The 13,261-nt window shown below is 71.7% G+C and carries 11 protein-coding genes; 4 read left to right on the top strand and 7 right to left on the bottom strand.

Annotation, left to right across the window (positions count from 1 at the left end):
* Position 1 precedes the first annotated feature (1 nt).
* A complete protein-coding gene (locus AB0B39_RS23525; RefSeq protein ID WP_357575371.1) occupies positions 2 to 226 on the top strand; it encodes a hypothetical protein in 225 nt (74 codons plus the stop codon).
* Between the two features lie 64 nt (positions 227 to 290).
* On the opposite strand, the gene metH is transcribed toward AB0B39_RS23525, so the two are convergent.
* Positions 291 to 3,806: a methionine synthase gene (metH, locus tag AB0B39_RS23520; RefSeq protein ID WP_357575370.1), complete on the bottom strand. Its 3,516-nt coding sequence runs from the start codon at positions 3,804 to 3,806 to the stop codon at positions 291 to 293.
* 262 nt (positions 3,807 to 4,068) lie between these two features.
* Here metH and AB0B39_RS23515 point away from each other — a divergent pair, with 262 nt between their 5' ends.
* A complete protein-coding gene (locus AB0B39_RS23515; protein WP_007459801.1) occupies positions 4,069 to 4,938 on the top strand; it encodes a PAC2 family protein in 870 nt (289 codons plus the stop codon).
* 124 nt (positions 4,939 to 5,062) lie between these two features.
* Entirely contained in the window at positions 5,063 to 5,854 is a 792-nt protein-coding gene (locus AB0B39_RS23510) for a GntR family transcriptional regulator (protein ID WP_234581998.1), read from the top strand.
* A 265-nt stretch (positions 5,855 to 6,119) separates the two neighbouring features.
* On the opposite strand, the gene mshC is transcribed toward AB0B39_RS23510, so the two are convergent.
* From mshC to AB0B39_RS23490, 4 genes are all read right to left on the bottom strand, one after another.
* Positions 6,120 to 7,358, bottom strand: a complete 1,239-nt coding sequence (gene mshC / locus AB0B39_RS23505) for a cysteine--1-D-myo-inosityl 2-amino-2-deoxy-alpha-D-glucopyranoside ligase (RefSeq protein WP_357575369.1) — start codon at positions 7,356 to 7,358, stop codon at positions 6,120 to 6,122.
* Positions 7,359 to 7,424: 66 nt separating this feature from the next.
* Positions 7,425 to 8,243, bottom strand: coding sequence for an SCO1664 family protein (locus AB0B39_RS23500; RefSeq protein WP_357575368.1), 819 nt, complete (start codon positions 8,241 to 8,243; stop codon positions 7,425 to 7,427).
* Complete coding sequence (locus tag AB0B39_RS23495; RefSeq protein WP_234582001.1) at positions 8,240 to 8,821, bottom strand: DUF3090 domain-containing protein; 582 nt, start codon at positions 8,819 to 8,821, stop codon at positions 8,240 to 8,242. The genes AB0B39_RS23500 and AB0B39_RS23495 overlap by 4 nt, the downstream gene beginning before the upstream one ends.
* 115 nt (positions 8,822 to 8,936) lie before the next feature.
* Positions 8,937 to 9,659, bottom strand: coding sequence for an MSMEG_4193 family putative phosphomutase (locus tag AB0B39_RS23490; RefSeq protein WP_357490206.1), 723 nt, complete (start codon positions 9,657 to 9,659; stop codon positions 8,937 to 8,939).
* A gap of 157 nt (positions 9,660 to 9,816) precedes the next feature.
* Between AB0B39_RS23490 and AB0B39_RS23485 the strand changes: the two genes are divergently transcribed.
* Entirely contained in the window at positions 9,817 to 10,536 is a 720-nt protein-coding gene (locus AB0B39_RS23485; RefSeq protein ID WP_234582003.1) for a YoaK family protein, read from the top strand.
* Between the two features lie 2 nt (positions 10,537 to 10,538).
* Here AB0B39_RS23485 and AB0B39_RS23480 read toward each other — a convergent pair whose 3' ends face one another.
* On the bottom strand, positions 10,539 to 12,197 hold the full coding sequence (locus tag AB0B39_RS23480; protein ID WP_357490203.1) for an ammonium transporter: 1,659 nt from the start codon (positions 12,195 to 12,197) through the stop codon (positions 10,539 to 10,541).
* A gap of 26 nt (positions 12,198 to 12,223) precedes the next feature.
* Positions 12,224 to 13,249, bottom strand: coding sequence for an urea transporter (gene yut / locus AB0B39_RS23475; RefSeq protein ID WP_357575367.1), 1,026 nt, complete (start codon positions 13,247 to 13,249; stop codon positions 12,224 to 12,226).
* Positions 13,250 to 13,261: the final 12 nt, after the last annotated feature.

Genomic DNA, 13,261 nt, shown 5'->3' with positions numbered 1-13,261 from the left:
CATGAGCAGCGACGACAAAGTCAGGGAGAACCGGCTCCGCCGGGCTGCCGCACGGCAGGGCCTGACCCTGTCGAGGTCCCGGAGGCGCGACCCTCGCGCCCTGGACTTCGGCCGGTACTGGCTCGCCGACGCCCAGGGGTCGATTCAGGGTGACCCCGCCGGGCTCACCATCGACGAGGTTGAGGCGTACCTGGCGGGCACCCCGAAAGCTGATGTGCCCACCTAGTGCCCAAGAACCGATTCCCACCCAGAGAAACAGGAGGTCAGAGGCACTTTAGCCACCCAGCAGCCTATTTGGCGTTGAAGTAGCTCGCCTCCGGGTGGTGGACCACGATGGCATCGGTGGCCTGCTCCGGCATCAGCTGGAACTCCTCGGACAGCTCCACGCCGATCCGCTCCGACCCCAGCAGCTCCACGATCTTCGCCCGGTCCTCCAGGTCGGGGCAGGCCGGGTAGCCGAACGCGTACCGGCAGCCCCGGTAGTCGTTGCGCAGGATGCCGGCCAGGTCCGTCGGGTCGTCGTGGCCCAGCGGGCGCCCGTCGGGCAGGGTCAGCTCCGCGCGGATGCGCCGGTGCCAGTACTCGGCCAGAGCCTCGGTGAGCTGCACGGACAGCCCGTGCACCTCCAGGTAGTCGCGGTACTCGTTGCGGGCGAACAGCTTCGCCGCGTACTCGCTGACGGGTTGCCCGACGGTGACCAGTTGCAGCGCGACCACATCGAGCTGGTCGCCCTTGGGCTTGAAGAAGTCGGCCAGGCAGAGCCGTCGCTCCTGGCGCTGGCGGGGGAAGGAGAACCGGGCGCGCTCCGCGTGGCCGTTCTCGTCGAGCACCACCAGGTCGTTGCCTTCGGAGTACGCGGGGAAGTAGCCGTACACCACAGCCGCTTCGAGGATCTGGTCGGCGATCAGCCGGTCCAACCAGTACCGCAGGCGCGGGCGACCCTCGGTCTCCACCAGCTCGTCGTACGACGGGCCGTTGCCGCCGCGGGCGCCGTTGAGCCCCCACTGCCCGCGGAACGTGGCCCGCTCGTCGAGCAGCGCCGCGTAGTCGGCCATCGGCACACCCTTGACCACCCGGGTGCCGAAGAACGGCGGGGCGGGCACCTCCACGTCCAGCGCCACATCGGAGCGGACCGACGAGTCGTGCAGCTCCGGCAGGGACTCGGTGACCATGGACCGCTGTCGTTCCCGGCGGGCACGACGGGCCGCCAGGGCCGCCTCGCGCTCCGGGTCGATGACCGGGGCGCCGCCGCGCTTGGCCGTCATCACCTTGTCCATCAGGGACAGACCTTCGAACGCGTCCCGCGCGTAGTGCACCTGCCCGGGGAACATCGACCGCAGGTCGTCCTCGACGTACGCGCGGGTCAGCGCCGCCCCGCCGAGCAGGACCGGCCAGCGCTCCGCGACCCCGCGCGTGGCCATCTCGGCCAGGTTTTCCTTCATGATGACGGTGCTCTTGACCAGCAGCCCGGACATGCCGATCGCGTCCGCGCGGTGCTGCTCGGCGGCGTCGAGGATGGCGCTGATCGGCTGCTTGATGCCGATGTTGACGACCTCGTAGCCGTTGTTGGACAGGATGATGTCCACGAGGTTCTTGCCGATGTCGTGCACGTCGCCGCGCACGGTGGCCAGCACGATCCGGCCCTTGCCGCCGTCCTCGGTGGTTTCCATGTGCGGCTCCAGGTACGCCACAGCGGTCTTCATCACCTCGGCGGACTGGAGCACGAACGGCAGCTGCATCTGCCCGGAGCCGAACAGCTCACCGACGACCTTCATGCCGTCCAGAAGGATGTCGTTGATGATCGACAGCGGGGACCGGCCGCCGGCCATCGCCTCGTCCAGGTCGGCCTCCAGGCCGTTGCGCTCACCGTCGATGATGCGCCGCTTGAGCCGCTCGTCCAGCGGAAGCGCCGCCAGCTCCTGCGCCCGGGTGGCCCGCGCGCTGGTCACGTCGACGCCCTCGAAGAGCTCCAGGAAGCGCTGCACCGGGTCGTACCCCTCGCGACGCCTGTCGTAGACCAGGTCCAGCGCGACCTCGCGCTGCCCGTCGGGGATCTTCGACATCGGCAGGATCTTGCTGGCGTGCACGATTGCCGACGTCAGGCCGGCCTGCACGCACTCGTGCAGGAACACCGAGTTGAGCACCTGGCGGGCCGCCGGGTTGAGGCCGAAGGAGATGTTCGAGATGCCCAGGGTGAAGTTGACCCCCGGGTAGCGGGTGGAGATCTCCCGGATCGCCTCGATCGTCTCGAGGCCGTCGCGGCGGGTCTCCTCCTGACCGGTGGCGATCGGGAACGTCAGCGCGTCGATCAGGATGTCGGCGCGGTCCATGCCCCACCGGCCGGTCAGGTCCTCGATCAGCCGCGCCGCGACCCGGACCTTCCACTCCTTCGTACGCGCCTGGCCCTCCTCGTCGATGAGCAGCGCCACCACGGCGGCGCCGTGCTCGCGCACGACAGGCATCACCCGCGCGTAGCGGGAGTCGGGGCCGTCGCCGTCCTCGAAGTTCACCGAGTTGACCACGCAGCGGCCGCCGAGCATCTCCAACCCGGCCTCCACCACGTTCGGCTCGGTGGAGTCCAGCATGATCGGCAGGGTGGACGCGGTGGCGAACCGGCCGGCCAGCTCGCGCATGTCCTGGGTGCCGTCGCGGCCGACGTAGTCCACGCACAGGTCCAGCAGGTGCGAACCGTCGCGTGCCTGACTGCGGGCGATCTCCACACAGGCCCGCCAGTCACCGGCGAGCATCGCCTCCCGGAACGCCTTGGAACCGTTGGCGTTGGTCCGCTCCCCCACCATCAGCACCGACGCGTCCTGGGCGAACGGCACCGGGTGGTAGACCGACGAGACACCCGCCTCGTGCTGCGGCTCGCGCGCCGGAGCGGTGACGCCGTGCAGACGCTCGGCCAGCACCCGGATGTGCTCCGGCGTGGTGCCGCAGCAGCCGCCGACGAGCCCCACGCCGTACTCGGTGATGAACCGTTCCAGAGCGTCGGCCAGCTCCACGGGAGTCAGCGGGAAGTACGCCCCGTCGGCGGTCAGCACCGGCAGGCCGGCGTTCGGCATCACCGACAGCGGGATCCGGGAGTGCTGCGACAGGTAGCGCAGGTGCTCACTCATCTCGGCCGGGCCGGTGGAGCAGTTGAGGCCGATCAGGTCCACCCCGAGCGGCTCGATCGCCGCCAGGGCCGCGCCGATCTCGCTGCCCACCAGCATCGTGCCGGTGGTCTCCACCGCCACGTGACAGATGATCGGCACCTGCTGCCCCAGCTCGGCCATCGCCCGCTTCGACCCGACGACCGCGGCCTTGACCTGCAACAGGTCCTGGCAGGTCTCGATGATCAACGCGTCCGCGCCGCCGACGATCAGACCGGCGGCGTTCTCCTGGTAGGCGTCGCGCAGGGTCGCGTAGCCGGCGTGCCCGAGGGTCGGCAACTTGGTGCCCGGCCCGATCGAGCCGAGCACGAACCGGGGCCGCGCCGGGGTGCTGGCCGCGTCGGCCGCCTCCCGGGCGATCCGGGCGCCGGCCTCGGCCAGCTCGCGGATGCGGTGCGGGATGTCGTACTCACCGAGGTTGGCCAGGTTGGCGCCGAAGGTGTTGGTCTCCACGCAGTCCGCGCCGGCGGCCAGATAGGCGTCGTGCACCCCCCGCACCACGTCGGGACGGGTCACGTTGAGGATCTCGTTGCACCCTTCGAGCCCGTCGAAGTCGTCGAGCGTGAGGTCAGCGGCCTGCAACATCGTGCCCATCGCCCCGTCGGCGATGAGGATCCGATCGGCCAGCACATCAAGCAACGAAGTCCGCACCCGTTCAGGTTAGTGCGGTCCTGCGCGAACCCGAGCGCCGTCCGCGCCCGATCCCATATTGTGTCGGGCGGATCACGCTGTCCGGTTCGCCGCCGTATGCCCGGTCGTGGACCGGGCGGACCGGCGCGGCCGACGGGCCGCATCCCTGCCCGGCACGTAGGCTGGCGGACGTGAAGGACAACAGGGACGCCACCGTGCACCACGGCCCGACGACCGGGCGCGGTCCCGGTGTCGGCCGCGACGAGCAGGGTGAGGTGACGGCGTGACCGAGTTCGACGGACTGCCGGTACTGCGGTCCCCCGTGGCCATTGCCGCATTCGAGGGCTGGAACGACGCCGCCGACGCGTCCACCGCGGCCGTCGAGCACCTGGAACAGGTCTGGAACGCGCGGCAGATCGCCGAGCTGGATCCGGAGGACTTCTACGACTTCCAGGTCAGCCGGCCCACCATCACCATGGCCGACGGAGAGACCCGCCGGGTGGAGTGGCCGACGACCCGGTTCATGGTCGCGAGCCCCGAGGGCACCGAGCGCGACGTGGTGCTGATCCGGGGCATCGAGCCGAGCATGCGGTGGCGGACGTTCTGCGAGCAGGTTCTGGAGATCTGCCACAGCCTGGAGGTGGAACGGGTGGTGCTGCTCGGCGCGTTGCTGGCCGACGTGCCGTACACCCGGCCGTTGCCGATCAGCGGCAGCGCCTCCGACGCGCAGGCCGCGGAGCGCTACCAGCTCACCCCGACCCGCTACGACGGGCCGACCGGCATCGTCGGCGTGCTGCACGACGCCTGCGCCCGCGCCGAGGTCGACGCGGTGTCGTTCTGGGTGCACGTGCCGCACTACGCCAACAACCCGCCCTGCCCCAAGGCCACCCTCGCGCTGCTGCACCGCGTCGAGGAGGTCGTCGACCTGCCTGTGCCGATGGCCGACCTGGCCGAGGAGTCCGCCGAGTGGGAGCAGCGGGTGCGCAGCGCCGCCGAGCAGGACGCCGAGCTGGGCGAGTACGTCCGCGAGCTGGAGGAACGGGTCGGCGATGAGGGCATCACCCCGTTGACCGGCGACGAGATCGCGCAGGAGTTCGAGAAGTACCTGCGGCGTCGGGGCGGTTCGGCAGGCCCCACCGCCGGCTCCTGGTAGCACCGTTCACCGGCGGGCCCTCGGACCTTTTGTGGTCCCGGGGGCCCGTTTTGGCGTGTCCGGGGTGGCGTCGTCACACCCTCTAGGTCATCCTAGGAACCTAGATGTGATCAAGGAGGCGGGTGTGCAGATCAACCCCGGCGCGGCCGAGTTCCCCCACCGGCAGATCGCCGCGCAGCTCAAGGCCCAGGTCCGCCGCGGTGACTGGGCGCCTGGCGAACGCCTACCGTCCATCCCGGCCATCGCCGAGATGTTCGGCGTCGCCAAGCAGACCGTGCAACGCGCCGTCGACCAGCTGCGGGTCGAGGGCATCCTGATCACCAAACCCGGCTCCGGTACGTACGTCCGGGGCACCCGGCGCCGACTCAACCGGCTCTCCCGGGGCCGGTACGGCGGTTTCCGGGGCTATCACACGGACCTGGCCGCCCGGTACCGCCAACAACTCGTCTCCGTCGGCCGCGCCCCCGCGCCCGCCGAGGTCGCCGACGCGTTCGGCGTCTCCGACGGCACGGACCTGCTCTGCCGCCGCCACCTCGTGCGCACCGACGACTCCCCCGTCGAGGTGGGCGCCTCCTGGTTCCTGCCCGCCGACACCGCCGGCACCTCGCTGGAGCGCGCCGAGGCGTTCGGCCGGCCGCTCTACCAGGAGGCCGAGGAGGCCACCGGCCGGCGGTACGTCTCGGCCACCGACACGATCAGCGCCCGCCAGCCCAGCCGGGAAGAGGCCGAGACCCTCCAGATCCGGCCCGACACTCCGGTCCTGCACCTGCTGCACGTCGCGTACGACGCGAACCGCAAGCCCATCGAGGTGGCCCAGGCCACCTGGCCCGGCCCGATGACCACCCTCACCGAGGAGTACAAGATCCCCGGCCCAACCCCCGACCCGGAGCCCGACCCCGGCCTGGTCCTAGGCTGACCCTGCTCCCACCCCCCGCACCCGCCCCGCCCCGCCGATCTTGCACTTTCTGTCGCCGCTTTGCCCCGATAGGCAACCTTCGTCACGACAGCAAGTGCAAGATCGACGCAGAGGTGTGGCGGTCGCGTCATCGATCATGGAGTTGTGGTGCCTCGCATAGCGGGCGCAGCACCGCACACCGGCCACCACAACTCCATGATCGACGCCCCCATGGGCGCGCGAGGCGCCCCACGGGCGCGCGAGGGCTGGCGGGGGCGGGCTGCTGTTAGAGGTGGATGCCCAGGAGGGCGTCGACCGTCTTGGCGAACAGGGTCGGGGCTTCGGTGTCGTCCGTGGTGCCGGACAGGGTCGCGTCGGCCCAACGGTCGGCCACGGCCAGGGCACCCGGGGTGTCCAGGTCGTCGGCCAGGCGTTCGCGTACTCCGGCCAGCAGCTCGGCCCCGGACGGCCCGGCGGGCGCGGCGGCGGCCCGCCGCCAGCGGTCCAGGCGCTCCTGCGCGGCCGTGAGCAGCTCGTCGGTCCACGTGCGGTCGCCGCGGTAGTGCCCGGAGATCAACGCAAGCCGGATCGCCATCGGGTCGACCTTGTCGGCGCGCAGCCGGGACACGAAGACCAGGTTGCCGCGCGACTTGGACATCTTCTCGCCGTCCAGGCCGATCATCCCGGCGTGGACGTAGTGCTCGGCGAACGGCGCCTGGCCGGTGAGCCGCTCGGCGTGCGCGGCGGACGCCTCGTGGTGCGGGAACAGCAGGTCGTTGCCGCCGCCCTGCACGTCGATCCGGTCGCCGAGCAGGTTCAGCGCGATGACCGCGCACTCGATGTGCCAACCGGGGCGGCCCGGGCCGAGCTCCCCGCCGGGCCAGGACGGCTCACCCTCGCGGGCGCCACGCCACAGCAGCGGGTCGAGGGGGTCGCGCTTGCCGGCGCGGTCCGGGTCACCGCCGCGCTCGGGGAAGATCTCCAGCATCTGCTCGCGGGTCAGGTTGGACTCGTAGCCGAACCGGCCGGTGGCGGAGATGTCGAAGTAGACGTCGCCGGTGCCGTCGTCGAGCCGGTACGCGTCGCCGTCCTTGAGCAGCACCTCGACCTTGTCGGCGATGTCCGGGATCGACTCGACGGCGCCCACGTAGTGCTCCGGCGGGATGATCCGCAGCGCCTCCATGTCCTCGCGGAACAGCGCCGTCTCCCGCATCGCCAGGACCACCCAGTCCTCGCCGTCGCGGGCGGCCCGCTCCAGCAGCGGGTCGTCGATGTCGGTGACGTTCTGCACGTAGCGCACCTGACGGCCGGCGTCCCGCCACATCCGCTGCACCAGGTCGAACGTGATCATGGTGGCGGCGTGGCCGAGGTGGGTCGCGTCGTACGGGGTGATGCCGCAGACGTACATGCTTCCCGCGTCGGCCGGCTCGCTCGGGTGGACACCCTGCCGCGCCGAGTCGTACAACGCCAGCGGCTCGCCCCTGCCCGGCAGCCGTGGCACCTCGTGTCCCGCCCAAGACTCCATGGCCTCAGCCTAACCAGCCCTCAGGCGGCACCGGGCCGCCCCACGGGTGATCAAGATGACAGCGGGTCACATGGGCGGCCAGGGCACCGCCGGCCAGTCCTCCGGCGGCTGCGGGAAGCGCCCGGTCTTGCGCAGGACGTCGATGCGAGTGGCCAACTCGGCGATCTCGCTGATCGTCAGGTGATCGGCCAACTCGTCGCCGAGCGCCCCGGCGACCTGCTCGGCGAGCCCGTCGAGCATCTCCACGGCGTCCGGCGGCAACTGCCTGCCCGCCCAGCCCCACAGCACCGTCCGCAGCTTGCCCTCGACGTGGAAGCTCACCCCGTGGTCCACGCCGTAGATCCGGTCGTCCGCGCCGACCAGCACGTGGCCGCCCTTGCGATCCGCGTTGTTGATCACCGCGTCGAGCACCGCGAGACGGGCCAGCCGCGGGTCGTCGGCGTGGGCGAGGGCGTACGCGACGCCGTCGTCGTCCCGCGCCGCCGCGATGGGGTGCCAGCGGGGCGGCAGCTCGTCGGCCGGCACGAACCCGACGAGCGGCTCGGCGTCGGCCGGCTCGTCGATCCAGAGCTGGCACGAGCCGGGGCCGAACGGACCGTCACGCAGCACGGTGGGTGGCACCAGGCCCCAGCCGGTGGCGTCGGAGACCAGGAACGCCGACACCTCCCGCCCGGCGAGGGTGCCATCCGGGAAGTCCCACAGCGGCCGCTCGCCGCGCACGGGCTTGTAGACACAGCGGGCCGTGACGCCGTCGAGGGTCAGGATGCCCCGCAGGGTGGTGTTCGAGGCGTCGACCAGCCGGCCCTCCAGGTCGAGCGTGCCGTCGCGCAGCAGCCGCAGCGCGGCGTCACCGTCGCGCAGGGGTTCGAGGCCGGACAAGGTCACCGGTGGTAACCGTTGTGCCGCGGGCACAGGTGCCCGGCGGGATCCAACGGCTGGCCGCACAGGGGGCACGGCGGCCGGCCCGCGTTGACCACGCGCCGGGCCCGCTCGATGAACTGGCGGGTGGCCTGCGGGGTGAGCCGGACCCGGAGCCGGTCCAGGTCCTCGTCCGGCTCCTCGTCCTCGTCCTCGTCGTCTTCGTCGTCCTCGTCGCCCAGCTCGACCTCGGGCTCCACCTCGCCGGCGGCGATCGCCTCGATCACCACGGTCGCGGTGTCCACGTCGAAGGCCAGCCCGAGGGTCCCGACCCGGAACTCCTCGTCGACCGGAGTGTCCAGCGGCTCGTTGTCGCCGATCACCGGGGCCAGCTCGGGCAGGTCCACCCCGAAGCGACGCTGCGCCTCGGTGAGCAGCTCCTCCAGCTTCTCGGCGAGCAGGGACACCTGGACCTTCTCCAGCGCGACGCTGACCAGCCTGCCGCCGCCGCGGGCCTGCAGGAAGAACGTGCGCTCCCCCGGCGGCCCGACGGTCCCGGCGACGAACCGCTCCGGCGGTTCGAAGGCGTGCACCTGGTGGGTCATACCCACGACCCTATCCGGCCCGCCATGGCATCGCGCACCCCACCGACCCTAATCACCGTGCTGCTCGCCACGCCCGGCGTACCACCCCTCGCACCCGGGCGTGGCGGACGCCGGCTCACCGGCCGGCCCCCGCGCCGCCGCCCACCGGCGCGTCGGAGTCGGCGGCGCTCGCCGCCGCCCGGGTCGCCCGGCGGCGCTTGCGGGGCGGCGGCGCCAGTGCGCCCAGGTCGCCACCGGTGTCGTTGAGCCGCAGCAGGAACGGCCGCAGCGGGGTGTACCGGATCGCCGTCACCGACGCCGGGTCGGCCACGATCCGCTGAAAAAGATCAAGGTGTACGCCGAGCGCGTCGGCCACGATCGCCTTGATCACGTCGCCGTGGCTGCACGCCAGCCAGACCGCCTCCGGGCCGTGCTCGGCAGTGATCCGGGCATCCCAGGCCCGCACCGCCGCGACCGCCCGAGCGGCCATCGCCGCCATCGCCTCACCCTCGGGGAAGACCGCGGCGCTCGGGTGCTGCTGGACGACCGGCCAGAGCGACTCCTTCGCCAGCTTCTTCAGTGGCTGCCCCTCCCAGGCTCCGTAGCCACACTCGATCAACCCGTCCTCTACGATCGGGGCGGCGTCGGGCAGCGCCAGCTCCAGGGTCTGCCGGCACCGGATGAGCGGGCTGGTCACCACCGCGGCCAGCGGCACCCGCCGCAGGCGCTCGCCGACCGCCGCCGCCTGGGCCCGGCCCGTCTCGTCCAACTCGACCGGCTGGCGGCCGGCCAGGCCGCCGTCGGCGTTCGCGGTCGTCCGGCCGTGTCGCAGAAGCAGAAGGGTCGCCACGGGGACCACCCTATGACCTGCGCCCGACCGGACGTCGCCGTCGGGCGGGGGCGCGTCCGGGCCGCTGCGGTCGGGCTGGACGAAAAGGGGATGAAGGAGCAGCGTGACCGTAAAATACGGGATGCCTGGCGTGTCCGGGTCCGCGCTACCGGAGGTGGGGAACGCGATGGGCGACTCGACCTCCGGACAGCAGTCGGACCCGCAGGACGCGTCCCGGGAGTTCCGGTACCCGCTGCTGGTCCTCGCCCTCACCACCGGGATCGCCGGCTTCGTGGACGCCTTCGCGTTCCTGCGCTACGGCGCGTTCGTCGCCAACCAGTCGGGCAACGCCGTCCTGCTCGGCATCGGCCTGGCCGGGCGGCACGCCGCCTGGCCCGAGTCGGCGGCGTCACTGATCGCGTTCGCCGCCGGGACGGGCGTGGTCTCCCAGGTACGGGCGGCGCGGAGCCGATGGTCGCCGTCCTACCGGGGCCTCGGCTGCGCCGTGGTCGCCCTGGCGCTCTGGGCGGTGCTGAACGTCCTGCTGCACTACGGCCGTCACGGCGGGTGGCCACGGATCGCGCTGGCCGCCGCCGGCGGTCTCGCCATGGGCGCCCTGGCGACCCTGTTCGTCCGCACCGCCGGGATCACCACCGCCATCACCTACCAGTCCGGCACGGTGGACAAGATCGGTGAACGCATCGGTCGTTGGTTGGCCGGACCGGACACCGGCAGGAGGCGGGCCCGCCACGGCACCTTCCTCGGGCTCCTGGCCCTGACCTGTTACGCCGCCGGTGGTGGCCTCGGCACGATGGCGCAGGAACAACCCCTCTGGGTGCCGGCGTGGGGAGCGCTGGGCCTGTCCGCCCTCGCGTTCCTGGTCCGCTCCGGACGGGCCCGCACCTGACCTCAGCGCACGTCGGTCGCGAGCTGGACGTCCTGCACGAAGCCGTCCGACCGCTCGGCGCCGTACCGACCCAGCACGTCCAGCACCGCGGGCACCGCCTCGCGCTCCACCACCACCTCGACCCGGGCCCGGCCCACGAGATCCTGGTCCTGCCAGTAGCCCCGGGGCAGCGAACGGGCTGTCGGTTCGGCGGTGGAGACCGTCGCGTCGGAGAGCACGATGGAGGTGGCTCCCGCGCCGACCAGGGCGTCGCGAAGCTCCCGGGTCGTCGGCAGCAGCGTCGGGTTGACCGTCGCGGTGACCAGCCGGGCGTTCTGGACCGGCCGGGTGGGCCGTTCGGCGGCGCGTCCCGCTCCCGGCTGGCGGCGTTGCGGCGCCCCGCTGCCGTTGAGACCCGCCACGCCGCCCAGGTGGTAGGCGTCGGCGTCCTGTTGGGCGTGGTCGAGGTTGTCCTGCACGTCGGCGGGGGCACGCAGCCCGAGCACGGCCTGCACCGCGGCGGCGATCGCCCAACTGAGCACGAACGAGAACGCCACCACGGTGACCACGCCGACGATCTGGTGCCACAGCAGGGATCCGCCGCCGCCGAAGAACAGGCCGTCCTTGCCGAGCGGGTTGACGCCGCTGTCGCCGAAGAAGCCGACCAGCAGCGAGCCGAGCATTCCGCCGACGAAGTGGACCGCGAGGACGTCCAGCGCGTCGTCGAGCCGCAGCAGGTACTTCAACCGCAGCGCGAAGTGACAGACGAATCCGGCGATCGCGCCGATGGCGATGGCGGACACCGTGTTGACGTACCCGGCGGCGGGGGTGACCGTCGCGAGCCCCGCGACCGCGCCGGAGACGCCACCCACGACGGTGCTGTGGCCGTCCTTCACCCGCTCCGCCACCAGCCAGACGAGCATTCCGGCGGCGGCCGCGAGATGGGTGTTGATCAGCGCCTGGGCGGCCAGACCGTTGGCCTGGAGTCCGTCGCCGCCGTTGAACCCGAACCAGCCGAACCAGAGGATGCCCGCGCCCAGGATGGTCAGCGGGATCGAGTTGGGCGGGGAGGCGGTCCGTGGCCAACCGCGCCGGCGCCCGACGACCAGCAACGTGCCCAGCACGGCGGCACCCGCCGAGGCGTGCACGACCATCCCACCGGCCCAGTCCTGGGCGCCCAACCTGGCCAGCCAACCGTCGGGGTGCCAGAGCCAGTGCGCGACCGGCGCGTAGACCACGATGGACCAGATCGCCAGGAACGCGACCCAGCCGGCGAACTTGAGCCGGCCCGCCGTCGCGCCGGTGACGAGCGCGGGGGTGATCACCGCGAACATCATCTGGTACGCGACGAACGCCAGGGTCGGTATGGTCACCTGACCGGCGATGACGTGCAGGTGGGGCGCGGGCGGCACCCGGAGGTCGGTCAGGCCGAAGAGTTCGAGGTTGCCGAAGAGGCCGGTGCCGGCGTCGTCACCGAAGGCGATGGTGTAGCCCACCAGGACCCAGGTCAGGCTGACCACGCCGAGCGCGATCATGTTCTGCTGGAGCATGGCGAGCACGTTGCGGGTGCGGACCATCCCGCCGTAGAAGGCGGCCAGGCCGGGAGTCATGAACAGCACCAGGCCGGCGCAGACGAGCACCCAGGCGGTGTCGCCCGAGTTCACCGCTTCCTGAGCGAGCATGGGAGCTCACCTCTCCTTTCGGTACGTCAGACGGTGCGTCTCACCTCGGTGAGGATGGACTCCTTGACGCGTTCGTGGTTGGGCACCGGCGCGAAGTGCCGCCTGGGCAGCAGCAGCAGCCAGGTGGCGATGTTGAACGGCCCGGTCAGCACCGGAATGCCCAGCGGGGTGAGGACCGTCGCCAGGGCCAGTTGGACGAAGAGCGTCAGCGCGATGCCGAAGAGGGTGTAGAGGGTGACCATCGCTCCGGGACGGTGCAGCACCGCGCCCACGGCGATCGCCGTCAGCACCGCGTTGAAGCCGAGCAGGCCCTTGTCCAGGGAGGACGCGTCGGCGCCGAACCAGAGCGCCAGCAGGGTCGCGCCGACGGCGCCGATCACCGCGAACAGCGCCGACCAGCGGGAGTTGACCAGCAACGCGACCAGGATGAGCAGACCGGTGACCCAGCTGTCGATCAGGTAGACCTGGGACACCCCGCGCAGGAAGGTGGGGATCAGGTCCCAGTCGAAGCGGCCCCCGGTCAGTTGCCCCGCACCGGGGAACATGGGCTTCAGCTTGGTGAGCACGGTGAACCTGTCGAACTGGTAGGCGGCCATCAGCAGGACCCAGGTGGTCAGCACGAACGGCATGGTGAACGCGGTCAGCCCCCAGGTCTTGAAGATCGCGTTCAGGGCCAGGGTCACCACCGTCGTGGCGATCGCGCCGAGCACCAGGTAGAGCCACATGAGCGGCCGGTCGTCGAGGAACGTCGGGACGGCGATGCCGGTCAGGAACGGGCTGAAGCCGAACAGTCCCTTACGTAACGAGGGCTCGTCGACCCGCAGGGCGACGGCCGTGGCGGTGCCGACAACCAGGCCGAGGACCGCTCCCCCGAAAATCCGCGGTTGCCCGTTCTCGACGGCCCCCCAGGCGACCGCCACGAGGACGAGCAGGCCGGTGAGCGGGTTGTTCTGCAGGACGACCTGCGCGGGCCCGCGCAGGCAGGCGTCGACGAACCCGAGGAACGGGTTGCGGTCACTCAGCCTGTCCCAGCCCTGGGTCACGCTCGTCACGACACTCTCCTC

It is taken from the genome of Micromonospora sp. NPDC049114 (assembly GCF_040648635.1).
Lineage (GTDB): Bacteria > Actinomycetota > Actinomycetes > Mycobacteriales > Micromonosporaceae > Micromonospora.
Note: the sequence above shows the minus strand (reverse complement) of the source record. Positions and strands in the feature narration are given on the sequence as shown.

Coding starts and splice junctions, on each gene's coding strand:
- AB0B39_RS23525 (WP_357575371.1), top strand. CDS start 2: ATGAGCAGCGACGACAAAGTCAGGGAGAACCGGCTCCGCCGGGCTGCC.
- AB0B39_RS23485 (WP_234582003.1), top strand. CDS start 9,817: ATGGGCGACTCGACCTCCGGACAGCAGTCGGACCCGCAGGACGCGTCC.
- AB0B39_RS23480 (WP_357490203.1), bottom strand. CDS start 12,197: ATGCTCGCTCAGGAAGCGGTGAACTCGGGCGACACCGCCTGGGTGCTC.
- mshC (WP_357575369.1), bottom strand. CDS start 7,358: ATGGAGTCTTGGGCGGGACACGAGGTGCCACGGCTGCCGGGCAGGGGC.
- AB0B39_RS23495 (WP_234582001.1), bottom strand. CDS start 8,821: ATGACCCACCAGGTGCACGCCTTCGAACCGCCGGAGCGGTTCGTCGCC.